The sequence below is a fragment of the Pseudoalteromonas sp. T1lg22 genome (assembly GCF_002964645.1).
In the GTDB taxonomy this organism is placed as follows: Bacteria; Pseudomonadota; Gammaproteobacteria; order Enterobacterales; family Alteromonadaceae; genus Pseudoalteromonas.
This window is the reverse complement of record NZ_PQBY01000023.1, coordinates 247,562-265,741: the sequence shown is the minus strand read 5'-3', so window position 1 is coordinate 265,741 and position 18,180 is coordinate 247,562. Positions and strand designations below refer to the sequence as shown.

Below are 18,180 nucleotides of genomic sequence, written 5' to 3'. Positions count from 1 at the left end.
CCATGGCATCAATAGCAACGCTCACTATCGACTTGATCGGTAAAAGTGGCAAGCTGACTGCTGAGCTCAAAAAAGCCACCAAGAACACCAAATCGTGGGCCGACAAAACCCGCAAAATGGTAGGTACCAGCGCCACAGTGCTAACAGGGTTTGGTGCCGCGGGTGCCGCTGCTTTTGCCTCTATCTACGCGAAAAATGCTGAGTTTATTGATCAGCAAGCAAAAACTGCTGTTCGTCTTGGCATTACAACTCAAGCCCTTACTGGTCTACAACATGCGGCAGAACAAACAGGTGCCAGTACAGAAGTTTTAAACATGGGCTTACAGCGCATGACCCGCCGATTAGGTGAACAAAGCGCCGAGGCTAAAAAAGGTCTTGATATGCTTGGCCTTACCTTCGATGAACTTGAAGGAAAAAGTCCTGAACAACAGTTTGCATTAATTGCTGACAAAATGAAGGATGTTGAGGACCAAGGCAAAAAAGTTGCTGCAACACAAAAGCTATTTGATTCTGAAGGTGTGAAATTACTTAACACCTTGGAGCTGGGTGCAGATGGCATTACGGCTATGATGGAAGAAGCCGATGCCCTGGGCATGACCTTTGACCGCATCGATGCCGCTAAAGTAGAGATGGCCAATGACGCCTTTGATAAGGCGCAAAAAACCACGCATAGTTTTGGCCAAACTCTGGCCATAGAAACCGCGCCAATCATCGGCGCCATTGCTGATATGTGGACCGAATCGGCCAAAGAGGCCGGCGGTTTTGGCCAAATAGCCCAGCAGGTGGTCTCCAAGGTTGGCAGTGGTATCGGCTTTTTGGCTGATATGGGTCGAGGCCTACAAGTGACCTTTTTGCTAGTGCGCCAGGCGATGGCTGAAATCGTTGATACCGTGGTTCAACTGGGCACAATTGGTTCTAAAATCGGTGGCAAAATAGGAGACACGCTGGGCTTTGATACAGAAACATTAGACGAAATTAACACTTTCGCTGACTCTGTATCGAGAACCACGGATGACCTCGCCAAGGAGCTGCAAGACTTGGCCATGGAGCCCATGCCATCGGAGAAGATTAAAAACTGGGTCGCCGATGTACAGGAAAAGTTTGAGGCCGCTGCGCAAGAGCAGGTTAACAGCCCAACCAAACCCGACCTCAGCGATCTACTGGTATCAAGCGACCCCGCCAAAGTAGATGAAAAAACAACTCGCCTAGTTGATGCCGCGCGCAGTCAATACCAACAAATCTTTGATGCTCAGCTAGAGATGGAAGGCAAAGAGATTGAGCTTGAGAACCGTCGCTATGAGCGAATGTTGGCGGATATGGAGCGCGAGTTTCAGTTGCTGCGTGATAAAAACATGCTCACCACCGAGCTTGAGGCTGAATTCAACTTAGCTAAAGAGCAAGCCGAGGCGCAGCATCAGCAGCGCATCACTGAAATCAAACAAGAGCAGCTTAACCAACGCGAAGAAAAAGAGCGCGAGCATCAGGAAAAGCTCGCTGAAGCCGAGGCGCAGCGTAACCAAATGATGCAAGAAGGGTATAACGGCTTGCTTAATGTAATGGGTGGTTACTTTGATGGCATGGAAGGCAAAAACGCCAGCTATGCCAAATCGGCAATGGCGATTGGCGAAACCATGCTAGATGAAGAAAAGCGTAACTCCATTCAAAGTATTTGGACCAACACCTACGACACCGCAATGAAAGCGTATAACGCTTTAGCGAGTATTCCCTACGTGGGCCCAGTATTAGGTGCAGCGGCAGCTGGTGTAGTTATAGCTGCAGGTGGAGCGTATGCGGCTAAAGCCAGTGGTATCGCCTCCTTCGACGGTGGTGGTTACACCTGGGATGGCCCCCGCAGCGGCGGCTTGGACGGCAAAGGTGGCCAGTTGGCCATGCTGCACCCGCAAGAGACGGTAGTCGATCACACCAAAGGCCAAGGCTTAGGCGCCAATGTGACCGTTAATGTCATTGAAGACTCCTCCCGCGCCGGTACTCAAAGCCGCCGAAACGGTATGTCCGGAGAGGACGTCATCGATGTGTTTGTCAGCAACATCCGCCAAGGCGGCGAAGCCTCAGCCGTACTGGAAAGCTCCTACGGCCTGCAACGGCAGGGGGTGTAAATGCTTATTAGTTACCCAAAAGATTTAAAGCTGCCCTTGCTATCCAGCCATGGGCTGGCGCAAAAGCCGAATTTACTGCGTACAGAAATGAGCAGCGGCCGCGCCCGCCAGCGTAAACGCTTTCAATCTGTGCCCACCATCTTATCGGCATCATGGAAGCTTAACCCATACCAAGCACAACTATTTGAGGGCTTCGTTACCCATGGCACGGGTGACGCCGTAAACTGGTTTGTGATGCCTCTTCTCACCCCGCAGGGCGTGGTTGAGCATGAGGTGCGTTTTATCCAAAGTCCACTGGAATCATGCAGTTTCAGCGGCGGGTTTTGGAATTACAGCGCCAATATCGAGATTAAAAAACGCCAGGTGATCAGTGAGGAAGTCACAGCCACCCAACTTTTGGCACCCAACTCAATTCAACAATTTGTCGATGGCATCTCTGCCGCATTAGATACCTATCAGGAACAATAATATGAGCTCATTTTTTAGCTTAGTTGCAGAACTAGAAACCCTGCTTGGCCAACTTAATACCATACTTGCTGGTGATGATAACGAAACCGTTACGGTAAATGGGGTAAACAAAGACAGTATTTCTAAAGCCATTAAAGACAACTTCTCAGCCCTGCAGGCCATGGTGCAAGGGCGACTAGCGTTTGAAACTAAAGCGGCGATGGACTCCGCCGGTGCTCCACCATCGGGTGAGTTAGCCGAAGTATGGAATGATCCAACAGAAGCTAATAATGGGCTTTATGGTTTCTCTGAGGGTACCTGGGTGAAATCGACGTATGATATACCAACATATATTTCTAATTTGCAGCTAGCAATTAACGGCTTAACTTATGCGCTTACGAGCCACGGATTAGGTTTGTTAGCCAATGAGTTCCCAAATGGTAATTTATCTGATTTAGGTGAAGGTGTTCATCTCCATTCTGACTTATCAGTAAATGGCCATAGTGGCGATATATTTGAAGCCATTACTCATCCAGACCTGAATGCTATGGGCATAAACTACGCCTATAAATTAGATTTAGTGGTCAAGAATCGTCATTTTGTTCATGAATTGCCTGCATCAGCTAGTGGGAACTATGTAATAGCAACCTGGATCTCCTATGCCCCCAGTGGCATTTTAAGTGATCATGGTAATGATAGAGCATATACCGGTACCAACGGTGTTTTAGGGGATGGGATTAATGGGGCGACTAACATTCAGGAAGGGCACTTAGATTTTGGCGATAATTGTCGTCTTCATTGGAAGCGTTGGAAATACTGGGAATTTGACCCTGAACAAGGTGAATCAGCCCAAATCTGGGTTGGCTCTTCTGCAATTGGCAGTATTGATAACAACGTTTACTTAACTGGGTTTAATTATGCTATCTCAAAAAATGCGGTTGACTATACCAGCACAGCTTGGAGTAATTTTATTCCTTCAGGTGTGCTCGAAAACATTAAGGAACTAGATAGAGATATCTATAAAGAGTCTAAAAAGTTAAGTTCGCTTATCGCTCAGTCTGTACTTGGTGGTGAAAACCAGGAGTGGAATAATGCGGTTGTAGGAGATACGGTTCTATAGGTCATACTGTTAACGAACGATGGTCAGGACGAGGTGATTTGTCTTATGAAAAGCATGCAGGCTTATTAAGCGCAGAAGGTCATCGTAACGTTATAAGAGCGCACTCTAGTAATACAGCAGGCTACTATCCACTAATTGGGGTCCGAGTTGATCTAGAGGATTTAGCGAATGTTGGGATTATACCCGACGACAATACTCCTCCACTTATATCAATGAAAGCATGCTGGACACGCACCTATGAAAGCGATCATGACGGTATTCAAATATTCTATTTGTTACGGTACGGCACTAGCACCAGTGTTATATACAATAGCTCTCAAGACGTTTTGTTTAACAGTAGCTCTGGTAGCGGAGCTTATTTAGGAGCTGGGGACAATAGTTGGGATCATACCGTTACTGCCATTTCAACGGATGATAAACAGGGTTGGAAGCATGAGGGTATCCCGCTTCCTGCCACTTATAATGGCAAGCCACTAACGGCTGTTGTTATTAACTTACTTGGCAAGGCCAAAGCAGGCTATGCGGAGGATAGTATTAGTTTAGAGGGAGTTGACTTTGCTGTTGTACCGGGGGCAACGATAGACTCGCTAGACCCTTACCTAAATAAACCAGACGATTACCCAAAAGTTCAAAATATTGAAGAGTCACAGCTCTCTCAAACGTTGCGCAGTAAATTGGTATTTGTTGGTGAGGGTTCGCCTAACCTTATTACTATAAAGAACAGTGATAAAATCACGATCCTTGGTGATAGCTATTCAGCGAGTCACTACACACAAAAAGACAAGGCCTACATTAGCCGATTAGCCGAGCTTACTGATTGGCGAATAGAAAACTTCTCCCGTTCTGGTGATGATTATTCTGAGCTAAACGAACGTATTTTAACCAACATAGCCGAGTACCACCCTAGTTTGAGCTTCAAAGATTATGGCAGTACTTTCGCCCTGCTAATATCTTGGACAAACGATGCATACGCAAGAACTAGTGATACCTATTATTGGTTCGATAACATAAAACGTTTGATGGAAACGGTTAAAGCGTGTGGGGTTTATCCTTTATTATCCACAGAATTTGTGGGCGGCTCAATGTTTGAATTTGCGGGTATTGGTGCTCTTGCTCGAGAGCAAAATGTGCCTTTTTTCGACATCATGAGTAACGCATATACCTTCAATGAAACAAAATATAGTCAATACTGGGGAGGTGGTCACCCTGCGGTGCGAACTAACGGTTTAATTTATGAACCCCTTCTCAAGTACATCGATGCTCTACCTAGGCCCAAACAAAGCATTAAGCTATTCAGGAAAAGGCCTGTCTTTGCTCTAAGCTCAGATCAGGATTTACTTTATGATGACATCCCACAGCGCGTAAAACGCTGGCAGGAGATTACTGTTGGACATGTCTCATTAGTTGACCGTTTAGCGCCTTACTATGATCGAATGGATGACATTGTGACTACTCACGGAGGTTATAGTTACAGCAAGCAAAACAGTGAATATTTGCAACTTCAAAGCAATGATATCGTAAACTTTGGAGACTACATGCTGGTTGAAGTTATTTTACCAACCACAGCGGCCAAATGCTCGAGTGTGAAACTTAACTTTGGTGTAGTTGATGCGGAAGTTTATGTTCGAAATGCGCTGCCTGCTTTAAATTATTCTGCCTACACCAAACATCAAGTATTTGAAGTTAATGAACCAGTCGGAGTTGTTCCTGGGGACCAGTATGCAGTTAATGGAGAAACGTTAACCATTGTTGCAGAGGTGATGGACCATGACGGTACTTATTTAATTATTGCTTCTACTTATAAGTGGGATAATGGAGGTGCAGGGACGTTAACAAAAGTGTCGGGTACGGGACCATCCAGCATTAATTTCAATGCGACTAGATATGGTTTTGAGCCTGAGTACTATGACTTGATAGGCAAACCTCGTGGCGAGTGGATGGCCGTAGCTAATGAGGCTGGCAGTGCATTGCTATCACAATCCCATGTTCAAAAAGCAATGAGCTATGACAAAGTTATCTTCATGCTCAAAAAACAAGGCGGTCTACTTGTAAGTGATATTAATGTCGAGTGGGTTGGTATTGAGGGTAAGCCTCCAAAAATCAATCCCATGCTAGAGCCCAATAGTAGGCAAAGCCAGGTGCTGCAAAATACTAGCTTTGTTGATATGACGAACTGGAACATTGTTGGAGTGGTCAACCCAACGGTACCTCATGATGGAGTATTGCCGAAGGGTTTAACCAAAATGGTTAATGTATCTCAAGAAAACCGATTGTTACAAAATGTAGACCTAAGCCATGCTAGTCGTTATAGCCAAACTATAGACATTGTCGTTTGGGCTCGACGTTACCCTTTACATTTTAACCCAAGCTCTAATGAAGCTACCGCAGCGGTTGAATATCTAACGGCTCCAATTACATCTGAAAGTTGCGATTACACCGAACTCAGTGTTCGGTTGTTTGATGGCCAAAGGCGAGATGGTGTTATCTTTAAATCAATAGTTGGCCTCCACTGGCAGGAATGTAGGTTTCGAATTGATATTGGCTCTAACAATATTGCTAGAGACGGGGTTGATCTCGAAGTCTTCTGTGAAGATGATGAGTTAGAAATTGCATTAGTCGAGGTGTGGGTTTGAGCACCGTACTTCAACGCATCTACGCCAGCGCTCCGGTTGATGACCTGCCCATTCACACCCTAGAGCTGCAAGCCAGCTCTTTTGGTGTGATGCGCCTTTGCGATGGCTTTGATGACACTACCGCTGGCATTGAAGGGGGCGAGTTCGTCCTCTTCCAAGCCAGTGGCTTTGGTGTGTCATTGCCAGCAAAGGGAGTAAAAGGCCGGCAGGATCTGCAGTTTCAGATAGACAATGTGACCGGTGAGGCGCTGGCCAAAGTCAATCAAGCCATTGATGCAGGTGACACCATTAAAATTATCTACCGGGTCTACACCGCAAGCAACCTTGCAGAGCCGGCAGAGCCGCCCGTTGAAATGACCGCCGTCGATCTGCAAGCCACAGCCTTGAGCATCAACGTGGTCGCCTCTTTCAATGATTTAGTCAATAAAGCCTGGCCCAAACTCCGCTATACACCCAGCATAGCCCCGGGCCTCAAGTACTTTAGTTAAACCATGCCAACTATCAACGAATATTTAGCCGCCCCTTATGTGAATGAGGGGCGCGATATGGCTGGTTTTGACTGTTGGGGGATGACTCGTCACCGCCTACATCATCATCACGGTAAGCCCTTGTTTGAGTCCTTTGGGCACATCAACCCGGATAACAAAACAGCGCTCACCCAGGCCTACCAGCAAATCGTTAACCAGTTTGAATTATGCCAACCAAAGCCCGGCGCCATTGCGTGTGGCTTTAAGTTTGACAACCTAATCCACATGGGTACTTGCGAGCTAATTGATGGCCAGCTGCTCATACTGCACACATCGCGTAAAAAGGGCCCGTCGGTTGTGACCATCAATGATTTTAAGCGCCTATTTATCGAGGTTAAATTTTATGAATACCTGGGTTGATATCACAATTTACCCCAACAAGCTCGACCCTACTTTAATGGAGGTGTGCAAATGCCCTGTAGGCGCTACTTTATCTCAATGGCTTAAAGAAAATGTGCCGGCTTACTACGAAAGCGACGAGCCACTCTTTACCGTTGTTGTGAATAATAAGTTCCTTCTGCCTGCCCATTGGGCCACCTATCAGTTTGCTGCAGGTGATAGCGTTAGCATCGTCGTGGAACCCAAAGAGCCGGCCACCATTGCCTACGCCATTATTGCCATTGTTGCCGTGGGTGTTGCTATTTACACCGCCAATCAAATTCCCGACAACTACAACTCAACCACCCCCGATGGCAGCAGTATTTACGATGTCAACACCCAGGGTAACAAGCCAAGGTTAATGGGGATTATTCCTGAGGGAGCAGGCCGACACCTTATCTTTCCTGATTACCTCACCATGCCTCGGCGCGAGTACATCAACAACGAGCAATGGCTGTATATGATGATGTGTGTCGGCGTTGGGGAGTATGAAATTAAGCCCGAAGAGATCTTCATTGCCAACACCCCCGTCAGCCGCTATATCGGCGATGTTGATTATCAGGTTTTTGGCCCCGGGGAGGATGTCACCACCCATGAGGCGCATCGCAACGTATTCACATCCAGCGAGGTGGGCAGCACCTCAGGTCGTACTGGTATCGAATTAAAAGGGAAAATTTTAGATACAGGTGGCATGACGAGCCGATATGTTTACTCATTTGTTGGCGATAAAATCATTACATACCGAGAAGAGTGGGATGCAGAATCCGGCTCCCATATGCGGTTTAAGACCTTTCCCCCCTTTGAAGTCGGTGAGGTGCTGTCTGTCTTATATTCATATACAGGCCAAAACGATGGCTATTTTGAATTACTAACTAGAGAAAGCCAAGGCAGCCAGGTTAAAAAAGTCGATGGGCAATATCAGGACGACCCAAGCTGGACCGGGTTTGTGACCGAGTATGACTCTAATGCCAACGTATCTGTTGAAGATGGCGGTGGCGAGGGAGAATTTAACGGGCCCTTCTTTGCCTGCCCATCTGGCGAGCTCACAGATCAAATCTGGCTCGACTTTTCCATGCCGCAGGGGTTAGGTGAACTGGATGATGAAGGTAATTTCTTATTCCGTGCGGTAACCATCAAAGTGGAATATCGTAATGAAGGCGACCTGGAGTGGACGGCGTTTAATTCAGTAACCTTTTCAGGTAGCACCAATGACCAATTGGGTAAAACCAAAGCCTTCACTTTACCGCATAAGATGCGCCCTGAGATAAGGGTAAAGCGCGTCACAGAGGGCACTGATGATACGCGTATTTACGACGATGTATTCTGGACTGGTCTAAAGTGTGAGTTAGATGGTGCCTCTAGCTACGAAGGCCTTACCACTATCGCCGTAAAAATTCGCGGTACCAACGCCCTGGCCGGCACCGCTGAGAACAAATTCAACCTCATCGGCACCCGTATTTTACCTGTGTTCGAAAATGGCGCCTGGAGTGCACCTCGGCCCACAACAGATATCGCGCCATTCTTTGCCCATGTAATTAAAAGTGCGGGCCACGATGACAATAAAATCGGGCTTGATGATCTCGACACATTGCATGCGATTTGGAACGCCCGCAGCGACGAATTTAATGCGGTGTTTGACAGCGCCAGCACCATGTTTGAAGTACTAAAGCGGGTATCAGCGGTTGGCTTTGCCGAGCCTACTATTGACTACGGTAAAATAACCCCGGTACGAGACCAACCGCGCACTGTTTTCCGCCACATGTACCAGCCCGATAATTACGTTGGCCAGCTGCGGCGATCGATAAAACTCATCGATGACGATGAGCCGGACGGCATAGAAGTCGAATACTTCTCACCAATCACTTGGAAATCAGAAACGATACTGTGCTTGCTCCCCGGGGACCTTGGTATTAACCCCGAGAAAGTACGCGCGTTTGGTATTACCAGCAGAGATAAAGCATATCAGCTTGGCATGCGTAAACGCCGAGCCAGAAGGTACCGCCGCACCCGTTTTGACTTTAAAACCGAAATGGACGCACTAAACTCCCGGTACCTGGACTATTGCGCCTTGGCCGATGATATCCCAGGCTTTGAACAAAGCGGCCGCGTTGAATTCATCAATGGCCGCTCTATCTATGTTGACCATGACAGCCTTAACTGGCAAGAAGGTGAAAATCATGTCCTGGCATTGCGCAAACCCGATGGCACCCTGTCAGGACCCTATAACGCTAGCAAAGGCAACGCGATTAATGAAGTGATCATAGATGCAGACTTGGACTTTGCTCCCGTTCTGGACGGCTCAATGGAGCCGCCATTCTTCATGTTTGGGGTAAACGAACGCTGGTGCAACGGAGTCTTAATTCGCGATATAAAACCATCATCGACTGATCAGGTGAGTGTGACAGCCGAACTTGATGATGACAGGGTTTATTTGGACGATGACAGCCTAGCGCCCAGCTAGGCTTAGCTAATCACCTGAGCTATTAGCTGTAATGTGAAACCGATAATTAGTAGGCCAAGTCCACGTTTAGCCAAATCACTTTGTTTTAGTTTATCTACTACAGCGGGGTGGTTTGATGTTGAAGGATCTATATCCTTATAACTAGTCATTGAAAGGCCGCTAGTTTCAAAAGCTTTCTCTCTGGTGGTCATAACTGGGTAAGCGAGCATGAAGGCAGCTATGATGTCTGTTATCAGCCCAACAACAGTCAAAAATTTCGGAAGGCTAGTCCACGGTTCAAAGTAGTAACGCCCCAGCGCAAAAGACAACCCCATTAATATGAAAACCAAACATTGGAATTCCACGTAGGGGGGCTGTGATTTATCCAAAAGCTTTACAAAAAAATTTATTTTCTTGGGCTCAATCGATTCTGTTTCCACTATTCCGTTTTTTCCTTAAACTCACACAAATCTTCAATAATGCACGAGCCGCACTTTGGCTTTCTCGCCGTACACACATACCTTCCATGTAAGATAAACCAGTGATGCAGGTTAAACATGAACTCGGTTTTGTTAGGGGTGTTCTTAATGATCGCTTGCTCGGTCTGCTCGACCGTTTTGCCCTTGGCATAACCAGTGCGGTTTGCGAGGCGCTGGATGTGAGTATCTACCGCAATAAAGTATCTACCTTCATTATCTTTTAGCCAGCCAAAAGCGGTATTAAGGACCACGTTAGCGGTTTTTCTGCCTACGCCTGGAAGGGCTTCTAAGGCCTCGCGATTTTCCGGTACTTCGCCGCCATGCTGCTCCACCAGAATTTGGCACATCTTGTAGACATTATTGGCTTTAGAATTGAACAGGCCGATGGTTTTAATGGCTTCGCGCAGCTCTTCGAGGCCTAAATCAAGAATCGCTTGTGGCGTATTGGCACGCGGAAAAAGTTTGCGGGTAGCTTTGTTAACGCCCACGTCCGTAGCCTGCGCAGACAAGGTAACGGCAACCAGCAGCTCAAACGGCGAGCTGTATTCAAGCTCGGTTTCCGGGTGCGGATTGGCTTCGCGTAAGCGCTCTAAAATCAGGCGGCGTTTTTCTTTATTCATTTTCTGCCCTTGTTATTTTTATACAGTTTCGCGTGGACGCTAGTCTAAGCTGGTAACCCGAGCGCGAGGCCCTTTTACCTGCTCGGCATCCGGTGCCAGTTGCTTTGCCTTTAATTGCGCGTCAATCAGGTTTTTAGCGGCAATCAATAAACCCAAACCGATAAAGGCACCGGGCGGCAAAATAGCCAGTAAAAATTGATTATCAAAATGAATGATGTCCAGGCGCAGGCTTTGAGCCCAAGGGCCAAGGAGTAAATCGGCACCGTCAAACAAGGTGCCTTGGCCAATCAATTCGCGCATGGCGCCCAATACGCAAAGAATAAGGGCAAAGCCAAAACCCATCATCAAGCCATCCCAGGCACTGAGCAGGGGGCTATTTTTTGAGGCGAATGCCTCGGCGCGACCAATAATGGCGCAGTTGGTCACGATCAAGGGAATAAAAATACCCAGTGATTGATACAGGCCGAAGGTAAAGGCATTCATCAGCAATTGAATAATGGTTACAAAGGCGGCAATGATCATCACAAATACGGGAATACGTATGTCTTTAGGCACCCAGTTACGTACCAGGGACACGGTGACATTCGAGCCCACCAAGACCAGCAGGGTGGCAAGGCCAAGACCTAGGGCATTGGTGATGGTGCTGCTCACCGCTAGCAACGGGCACAGGCCAAGCAGCTGAACCAGGGCCGGGTTATTGGCCCAGACACCGTCTTTAAAAAGGGTTTTGAAATCGCTCATTATGACTCTCCCGGGTTGCAGCTATTCTCTGCCTGGGCTAGGGTATTGAAATTACGCTGCGCATAGAGCACGGTATTTTTTACCGCACCGACCACGGCGCGCGGGGTTATGGTGGCCCCGGTAAACTGATCAAAGGTGCCGCCGTCTTTTTTCACCGCCCAGCGTCTGTCATCCTGGCTGCGCACCTGCTGGCTGCTAAAGCTGTTGATCCACTCGCTGCGTTTGGCTTCTATCTTATCGCCAAGGCCGGGCGTTTCGTTGTGTTTGGTAACACGTACGCCCGCTACGGTACCGTCGGGGTAGATGGCGCTGAGCAGCTCGATATTGCCGCTGTAGCCATTCGGTGCCGTGCTTTGCATCACCAAGGCCACCACCTCGCCTTGCTGTCGGGCCCGGTAGACGGTATAGCTAGGCTGTGGGCCCAGCTCCTGGCTGCTTATCTGAGTGCAATCCAGATACAATTCGTTGTCATAGGCAGACTCGGGCAGTACCTGATGCAGCAGACCCTGTAGTTGTTTTTTCTCTTGAATGGCAATTTTAGGTGCGGTGAATTGCTGGACCAGGGTCACAGCACCTGTGGTGAGCAGCGCAAAGGCGGTCAAAATGGCGCCATTTTTTCCCATAGATGAGAGGATCATGATTTTGCTCCATGGCCATAGGTGCGCGGTTGGGTGTAATGGTCAATCAGCGGCACTGCCATATTCATCAGTAACACGGCAAAAGCCACCGCATCCGGGTAGCCACCGAAACTGCGGATCAGGTAAACGATCACGCCAATGGCGGCGCCATAAATCAGGCGGCCACGATTGGTAGTAGATGCCGATACCGGATCCGTGGCGATAAAGAAGGCGCCCAGCATGGTGGCGCCACTAAGTAAGTGGAATGCTAAGCCGGGCTGATTGCCTGAATCGAAGATATAGCCGATGCTGGCACACAGGGATAAGGCTGCGAGCATGGCCACGGGAATATGCCAATTGATCACCCGCTGTTGCAGTAAAAATAAGCCACCAAGTAAATAAGCGGCGTTAACCCATTGCCAACCCAAGCCGGCGGTCTCGGTAAAAACAGGCTTTGTCATGCTCTCGGCCACGGTCAAACCATGGCTGACATCGGTGCGCAGGGTATCCAAGGGGGTGGCCATGGTAATGCCATCGACGTTGGAGCGCAGTTGCTCCAAACTGTATCCAGATTGGCTATAGTTGCTGAAAATCATACTTAGCTCATCAAGCAAACCGACCTGATGATGCATCAATTCTGCCGGCGGTAACCAGGAGGTCATTTGCACCGGAAATGAAACCAGCAGCAAGACATAGCCCGCCATAGCCGGGTTAAATAGGTTGCCACCCAAGCCACCATAAAGCTGTTTAACAAAGACGATGGCGAAGAAAGTGCCGATCACTATCACCCACCAGGGCGCCAAGGGAGGAATACTTACCGCCAATAACAGTCCGGTCAACCAGGCGCTGCCGTCTTGCAGGGTGTGCCAAATTTTACGGCCGCGCAAATACAGCACACCGGCTTCAAACAGGGTGACACACACCAGGGCCAATGCCAGCTGGATCAGCACCCCAGCGCCGAAAAAGTAGCACTGCGCCAATATTCCCGGCACCGCAGCCAGGGCCACTAACATCATCACACTCGTGAGCGATTTATGGCTGTGCTTATAAGGTGAACTCATCATATTGAGATTCATGATGGATCCTCTTGATCTGGTTTATTTTGGGCATCGCGCGCTGCTTTTTTCGCTTTGGCACGAGCTATGGCTGCCGCAACCGCCGCTTTCTTTTTATCTTCCGCTGACGATTGCGCATCAAGGGCTTTCGCTCCTTCGTGAGGCTTGTCCTGAGTAGCTTCGCCTTGAGCAGTCTCGGTTTTAGCGGCGTCTGCAGCTTGGGCCGCTTTCTTTGCTTTGGCACGAGCTATGGCTGCCGCAACCGCCGCTTTCTTTTTATCTTCCGCCGAAGATTGCGCATCAAAGGCTGTCGCTTCTTCGTTAGGCTTGTCCTGAGTAGCTTCGCCCTGAGCAGTCTCGGTTTTAGCGGCGTCTGCAGCCTGGGCCGCTTTCTTCGCTTTGGCACGAGCTATGGCAGCGGCGACGGCGGCTTTCTTTTTATCTTCCTCGGACTGTGGTGCTGCGGCCGAGTTTGCGTCATCGTTTGTCTCTACCTTTGCTTCATCGGCTTCGGCTGCCTGTGCGGCCTTTTTCGCTTTAGCACGGGCAATTGCGGCGGCTACTGCAGTCTTCTTATCGTCTTGCGCCGGTGCGTCAGCATCTTCGGCTTGCGCCGCTTTTTTCGCTTTGGCGCGAGCTATGGCAGCGGCTACCGCGGCTTTTTTATCGTCCTGCGCTGGCGCCTCAGTTTCTGCAGCCTGGGCTGCTTTTTTCGCTTTGGCGCGAGCTATGGCAGCGGCTACCGCGGCTTTTTTATCGTCCTGCGCTGGCGCCTCAGTTTCTGCAGCCTGGGCTGCTTTTTTCGCTTTGGCACGAGCTATGGCAGCGGCTACCGCCGCTTTTTTATCGTCTGCTGCGACCGGCTCGGCAGTATCCGCTTGTTGCTTTTGCTCTTTATACAAGCGTGCCTGCTCTTTACGGGCGGCGCGCTCCTGCGCTACTTCGCTGTTATCCGGTTCAAGCTGTTCGCCTGCCTTTTTCGCTTTAGCACGGGCAATGGCGGCGGCGACCTTGTCTTTGTCAGCGCCTTTATCGGCTTGCTTGCTTTTAACCCGAGCTAGGGCTTCGGCCACCTTTTCTTTGCTTTGCGTGTCTTGCTCTTTGCTGCGACTAGGACGCTTATGGCGATTGCGACGTTCTTCTTGTTCGCGCTCTAAGCGCTCCTTACGGGCTTCAAAGCGCTCCTTGGCACGGTCCGATTTAATTTGTTCAATCTGCTGTTCGCGAATTTCCGCTTTGGCCACGCGATAATACTGCACCAGTGGGATTTCGCTGGGGCAGACATAGGCACAGGCACCGCATTCGATACAGTCGAATAGCTTGTGCTCTTCGAGCTTTTTGTATTCCTTGGTCTTGGCGAACCATTGCAACTGTTGCGGCAACAAGGAAGCCGGGCAGGCATCGGCGCAGGCGCTACAGCGAATGCAGGCACGCTCTTCACCCGGGAATGGCATCTCGGCTTCACTTGGCGCCAGGATACAGTTTGTGGTTTTCACCACGGGAATACGTACCGTGGGCAGGGTAAAGCCCATCATGGGGCCGCCCATAATCACCCTTTGCATCGGCTCCGGAGTAAAGTCTTGTTGCGCCAATAGGTGTTTGACTTCGGTTCCCAGCAAGGCCCAAACATTGCGCTGCTCGGCTAGGGTGTCACCGGTAACCGTTACCACACGCTCAATCAGTGGCTTACCCAGCTCAACCGCCTGTTGCACCGCGTACATGGTACCTATGTTTTGCACCAGCACGCCAATATCGGCGGGAATGCCGCCGGCGGGCACTTCTTTTGACGTTAGGATCTGTATCAGCTGTTTTTCCCCGCCGGATGGGTACTTGGTGGGGATGGCGCGCACCTGCATATCGTCAATGCTGGCACAGGCTTGCTCCATGGCCGCTATTGCCTTGGGCTTATCTTCTTCAATGGCGATCAGGGTGATCTTGGGCTGTAACAGATGGCGCAGTACTTCAATACCGCGCACGATTTCGTCGCTGTGCGCCTGCATCAGCACATCATCGGCGCTGATATAGGGTTCACACTCGGCGCCGTTGATGATCAGCACCTCGATTTGCTGCTTGGTCGACGCCTTAATATAGGTTGGGAAGCCTGCGCCACCCATGCCGGAAATACCGGCAAAATGCAGTATGTCGATTAAACGCTCGGCAGTCAGCTCGCGGTAATTAGGGTGGGGCACCAGCTCGCACCAACGGTCTTCGCCATCGGGCTCAATAATAATGCTGAGCTCCGGCAATGCCGACGGGTGTGCCGAGGGCATAGGAGTAATATCGACGATTCGCCCAGAGGTTGGTGCATGCACGGGCACCGACCAGTTGGCATGAGGCTTGGTTAAAGCCTGGCCTTTAAGCACCTGCTCATGGACATTCACCAGCAGGTGTCCTTGCGCCCCTATATGCTGTTTTACCGGCAGCACCAGGCGTGGCGGCAGCGGCAGAATATGGATAGGCAACGAGTTTGACTGGCTTTTGTTTACCGCCGGGTGAACGCCACCTGGGCTTGGCCAAAGTTGTCCGCGACTAATACGAGCTAATAAAGAGTCCAACACTGCACCTCTTAATCAATTTGTGTCACGGGGATGGCTTGCAACTGCCATTTCCACGTCTGTTTGGTTTGCGCTACCGGCACCATGTCGATGCAATCCACCGGGCAGGGGTCGACACATAAGTCACAGCCGGTACATTCATCAATCAGTACCGTGTGCATTTGTCGCGTGGCACCAACTATGGCGTCGACCGGGCAAGCCTGAATACATTTGGTGCAGCCGATGCACTCGTCTTCGCGAATATAGGCCACTTTCTTCTCCGGCTCGGCCTGTTCGCCACCTGCGAGCGGGGTCGCTTCAACGCCCATAAGGTCGGCTAATTTTTTAACCGTGGCTTCACCACCGGGCGGGCACTTGTTGACATCATCGCCATTGGCGATGGCTTCGGCATAGGGACGACAGCCTGGATAACCACACTGACCACACTGGGTCTGTGGCAAAATGGCATCGATTTGCTCGACTATGGGGTCGCTTTCAACGCGAAAACGCACCGCGGCAAAACCTAGGATGACGCCGAAGATTAACGCTAGGAGCCCTAAGGCACAGAGGGCGTAAAATAAAATCATCATTAAAACTTAACTAATCCGCTAAAGCCCATAAAGGCCATAGACATTAACCCAGCGGTGACCATGGCAATGGCCGCGCCTTTAAAGGGCACAGGCACATCGGCACCGGCTAAGCGCTCGCGCATTGCCGCAAACAGCACCAAGACCAAGGAGAAGCCCACCGCGGCACCGAAGCCGTAAACGGCCGACTCGACAAAACTATGCTGCTCTTTGATATTTAACAAGGCGACACCTAGCACCGCACAGTTGGTGGTGATGAGCGGCAAGAAGATACCCAGTAAGCGGTATAGTGTGGGTGAAGTTTTCTGCACCACCATTTCGGTAAATTGCACCACCACGGCGATCACCAAGATAAAGCTCATGGTACGCAAAAAGGTCAGCTCAAGAGGCAGCAGAATATATTGATTCACCAGGTAACTAGTGACGGACGCCAGAGTCAGTACAAAGGTGGTGGCCAGTGACATACCAACAGCGGTATCCAGTTTGCTGGACACACCCATAAAGGGGCACAGACCCAAAAATTGTACTAATACGAAATTGTTGACCAACACGGTACTGACAAGCAGTAAGAGATATTCCGTCATAGGCACCCAAGAAGCTGAAAAGAACCGAACTATTATCCTTATTTCTCGGCCATTTCACAACCATTGCGATGGTCAATCGCGAGAGAGTGGCGGCCAAGACCACCATGTTTGTGTTTAGGCGGTTTTGCCATCGGAGCTGCCGCGGATCACCAGGCTTGGGGTGAAGATACGGGTGATGTCTTTATCCTGATTGCGTGCGCCTCGGGTTTTGCTGAACAAGAGTCGTGCCGCATGCTGGGAGATCTCGTCATTATTCTGATGAGCCGTGGTCAACTTGGGCCAGGTTTGTTTGGAAAAGGGTGAGTCCTCAAAGCCGGTGATAGCCAGTTCGCCGGGGATGGCAATATTCATCAGGCGCGCGGCAAACAAGGCGCCGGCGGCGATTTCATCGTTACCGCCCATCACGGCTGTGATGCCAAGGGCATTATCGTTTTTGAGTAGCTCCTTGGCACCCTTTACGCCAGATTCAAAAGAATAGTCGCCGCGGTAGAGCAGGGCTTCGCTGGCTTTAACCTGATTGTCTGCTAGGGCTTGTTGATAGCCTGCTAAACGCTCGGTGGTGGACTTATGTTCCTGATCACCGCAAATAAAGGCAATGTTTTTATGGCCAAGCTGCAACAGGTGAGAGGTGATCTCGTAGGCCGCCGCATAGTCGTTAACATAAATACAAGCGCTGTTGTCCTTGTTATCGCCGCGACCTGAGAGAATGCGCACATAATGCATATTCATTTCATCGAGCTCATCGATAAGGTCTTGCTGTTCCGATAAAGGCGGGGTGAGCACTAGTCCGGCAATACGGGAGCGGCGGATCATGGTTTTCAGTTCGGTTTTCATATCGCTGTCGGCGTAGCTGCAGGGATGGATCACCAGCTCATAGCCTTCCTGACGGCAGCGCGACAAAACACCTTTTTGCATGTCGATTACATAGTAGGCGTTGGGGTTGTCGTAAACTAAACCTATGGCGTAGGAGGAAGTACCGGCTAGGTTGCGGGCGGCCAGGTTGGGCTGGTAATTGAGTTCTTTTACCGCGGCCATGACTTGGTCATGGGTTTTTTTGCGCACCGAAGGCTCGTTATTGATTACCCGCGAAACCGTTTTCATTGACACCCCGGCCAGTTTCGCAACGTCATTGATGGTTACTTTCATGAGCGTTTCTTATTATTTTGGCAGCGCTTGGCGGTGCCCGTATTTGTTATCTAATTAGCGTCTCTAATTAGTGACCTAGATGGTACTGTACACAGCAGAGAATCGAGTAAAGCTTAGGCCTATTCGCTTCCTAGTTTTGCCAGTTCCCACTCGCT

The 18,180-nt window shown here is 49.7% G+C and carries 16 protein-coding genes; 7 read left to right on the top strand and 9 right to left on the bottom strand.

Features of this window, described 5'->3' with window-relative positions; all coding sequences use genetic code 11:
* Positions 1-2: 2 nt before the first annotated feature.
* From C2M24_RS14165 to C2M24_RS14135, 7 genes are read left to right on the top strand one after another with little or no spacing between them, the layout of a single operon-like run.
* Positions 3-2,117, top strand: a complete 2,115-nt coding sequence (locus tag C2M24_RS14165) for a hypothetical protein (RefSeq protein ID WP_105215692.1) — start codon at positions 3-5, stop codon at positions 2,115-2,117.
* The gene (locus C2M24_RS14160; protein ID WP_105215690.1) at positions 2,118-2,585 is read left to right on the top strand and encodes a hypothetical protein; all 468 of its coding nucleotides are present in this window, start codon (positions 2,118-2,120) and stop codon (positions 2,583-2,585) included. It abuts the gene before it with no gap.
* 1 nt (position 2,586) lies between these two features.
* Positions 2,587-3,684: a hypothetical protein gene (locus C2M24_RS14155; RefSeq protein ID WP_105215688.1), complete on the top strand. Its 1,098-nt coding sequence runs from the start codon at positions 2,587-2,589 to the stop codon at positions 3,682-3,684.
* A gap of 38 nt (positions 3,685-3,722) precedes the next feature.
* Positions 3,723-6,317 carry an SGNH/GDSL hydrolase family protein gene (locus C2M24_RS14150; protein WP_105215686.1) on the top strand — a complete coding sequence of 865 codons (2,595 nt, stop codon included), beginning with the start codon at positions 3,723-3,725 and terminating at the stop codon, positions 6,315-6,317.
* Positions 6,314-6,805 carry a DUF1833 family protein gene (locus C2M24_RS14145; RefSeq protein WP_105215684.1) on the top strand — a complete coding sequence of 164 codons (492 nt, stop codon included), beginning with the start codon at positions 6,314-6,316 and terminating at the stop codon, positions 6,803-6,805. The genes C2M24_RS14150 and C2M24_RS14145 overlap by 4 nt, the downstream gene beginning before the upstream one ends.
* 3 nt (positions 6,806-6,808) lie before the next feature.
* Complete coding sequence (locus tag C2M24_RS14140; RefSeq protein WP_105215682.1) at positions 6,809-7,204, top strand: hypothetical protein; 396 nt, start codon at positions 6,809-6,811, stop codon at positions 7,202-7,204.
* Entirely contained in the window at positions 7,188-9,683 is a 2,496-nt protein-coding gene (locus tag C2M24_RS14135) for a host specificity factor TipJ family phage tail protein (protein WP_105215680.1), read from the top strand. Before C2M24_RS14140 ends, C2M24_RS14135 begins: the two co-directional genes overlap by 17 nt.
* Before the next feature lie 2 nt (positions 9,684-9,685).
* Here the strand turns inward: C2M24_RS14135 and C2M24_RS14130 are convergent, their stop codons facing one another.
* The 9 genes from C2M24_RS14130 to C2M24_RS14090 all read right to left on the bottom strand — a co-directional run bounded on the left by C2M24_RS14130 (position 9,686) and on the right by C2M24_RS14090 (position 18,025).
* The gene (locus C2M24_RS14130; protein WP_105215678.1) at positions 9,686-10,102 is read right to left on the bottom strand and encodes a hypothetical protein; all 417 of its coding nucleotides are present in this window, start codon (positions 10,100-10,102) and stop codon (positions 9,686-9,688) included.
* The gene (gene nth / locus C2M24_RS14125; protein WP_105215676.1) at positions 10,102-10,761 is read right to left on the bottom strand and encodes an endonuclease III; all 660 of its coding nucleotides are present in this window, start codon (positions 10,759-10,761) and stop codon (positions 10,102-10,104) included. The genes C2M24_RS14130 and nth overlap by 1 nt, the downstream gene beginning before the upstream one ends.
* A gap of 39 nt (positions 10,762-10,800) precedes the next feature.
* On the bottom strand, positions 10,801-11,502 hold the full coding sequence (locus tag C2M24_RS14120; protein ID WP_105200618.1) for an electron transport complex subunit E: 702 nt from the start codon (positions 11,500-11,502) through the stop codon (positions 10,801-10,803).
* Complete coding sequence (gene rsxG, locus C2M24_RS14115) at positions 11,502-12,140, bottom strand: electron transport complex subunit RsxG (RefSeq protein ID WP_105215674.1); 639 nt, start codon at positions 12,138-12,140, stop codon at positions 11,502-11,504. The genes C2M24_RS14120 and rsxG overlap by 1 nt, the downstream gene beginning before the upstream one ends.
* Positions 12,137-13,195 carry an electron transport complex subunit RsxD gene (rsxD, locus tag C2M24_RS14110; RefSeq protein ID WP_105200616.1) on the bottom strand — a complete coding sequence of 353 codons (1,059 nt, stop codon included), beginning with the start codon at positions 13,193-13,195 and terminating at the stop codon, positions 12,137-12,139. Before rsxD ends, rsxG begins: the two co-directional genes overlap by 4 nt.
* Entirely contained in the window at positions 13,192-15,729 is a 2,538-nt protein-coding gene (rsxC, locus tag C2M24_RS14105) for an electron transport complex subunit RsxC (protein ID WP_105215797.1), read from the bottom strand. The genes rsxD and rsxC overlap by 4 nt, the downstream gene beginning before the upstream one ends.
* Before the next feature lie 11 nt (positions 15,730-15,740).
* Positions 15,741-16,295: an electron transport complex subunit RsxB gene (rsxB, locus tag C2M24_RS14100; RefSeq protein ID WP_105215795.1), complete on the bottom strand. Its 555-nt coding sequence runs from the start codon at positions 16,293-16,295 to the stop codon at positions 15,741-15,743.
* 2 nt (positions 16,296-16,297) lie between these two features.
* Positions 16,298-16,879, bottom strand: a complete 582-nt coding sequence (gene rsxA / locus C2M24_RS14095; protein ID WP_105190380.1) for an electron transport complex subunit RsxA — start codon at positions 16,877-16,879, stop codon at positions 16,298-16,300.
* Positions 16,880-16,993: 114 nt separating this feature from the next.
* A complete protein-coding gene (locus C2M24_RS14090) occupies positions 16,994-18,025 on the bottom strand; it encodes a LacI family DNA-binding transcriptional regulator (RefSeq protein WP_105215672.1) in 1,032 nt (343 codons plus the stop codon).
* Positions 18,026-18,180: the final 155 nt, after the last annotated feature.

Excerpts from the sequence above, each read along its gene's own strand:
- C2M24_RS14160 (WP_105215690.1), top strand. The coding sequence starts at position 2,118 with ATGCTTATTAGTTACCCAAAAGATTTAAAGCTGCCCTTGCTATCCAGC.
- rsxA (WP_105190380.1), bottom strand. The coding sequence starts at position 16,879 with ATGACGGAATATCTCTTACTGCTTGTCAGTACCGTGTTGGTCAACAAT.
- rsxB (WP_105215795.1), bottom strand. The coding sequence starts at position 16,295 with ATGATTTTATTTTACGCCCTCTGTGCCTTAGGGCTCCTAGCGTTAATC.
- C2M24_RS14090 (WP_105215672.1), bottom strand. The coding sequence starts at position 18,025 with ATGAAAGTAACCATCAATGACGTTGCGAAACTGGCCGGGGTGTCAATG.
- rsxG (WP_105215674.1), bottom strand. The coding sequence starts at position 12,140 with ATGATCCTCTCATCTATGGGAAAAAATGGCGCCATTTTGACCGCCTTT.
- C2M24_RS14135 (WP_105215680.1), top strand. The coding sequence starts at position 7,188 with ATGAATACCTGGGTTGATATCACAATTTACCCCAACAAGCTCGACCCT.
- rsxD (WP_105200616.1), bottom strand. The coding sequence starts at position 13,195 with ATGAATCTCAATATGATGAGTTCACCTTATAAGCACAGCCATAAATCG.
- C2M24_RS14155 (WP_105215688.1), top strand. The coding sequence starts at position 2,587 with ATGAGCTCATTTTTTAGCTTAGTTGCAGAACTAGAAACCCTGCTTGGC.
- nth (WP_105215676.1), bottom strand. The coding sequence starts at position 10,761 with ATGAATAAAGAAAAACGCCGCCTGATTTTAGAGCGCTTACGCGAAGCC.
- C2M24_RS14120 (WP_105200618.1), bottom strand. The coding sequence starts at position 11,502 with ATGAGCGATTTCAAAACCCTTTTTAAAGACGGTGTCTGGGCCAATAAC.
- C2M24_RS14140 (WP_105215682.1), top strand. The coding sequence starts at position 6,809 with ATGCCAACTATCAACGAATATTTAGCCGCCCCTTATGTGAATGAGGGG.
- C2M24_RS14165 (WP_105215692.1), top strand. The coding sequence starts at position 3 with ATGGCATCAATAGCAACGCTCACTATCGACTTGATCGGTAAAAGTGGC.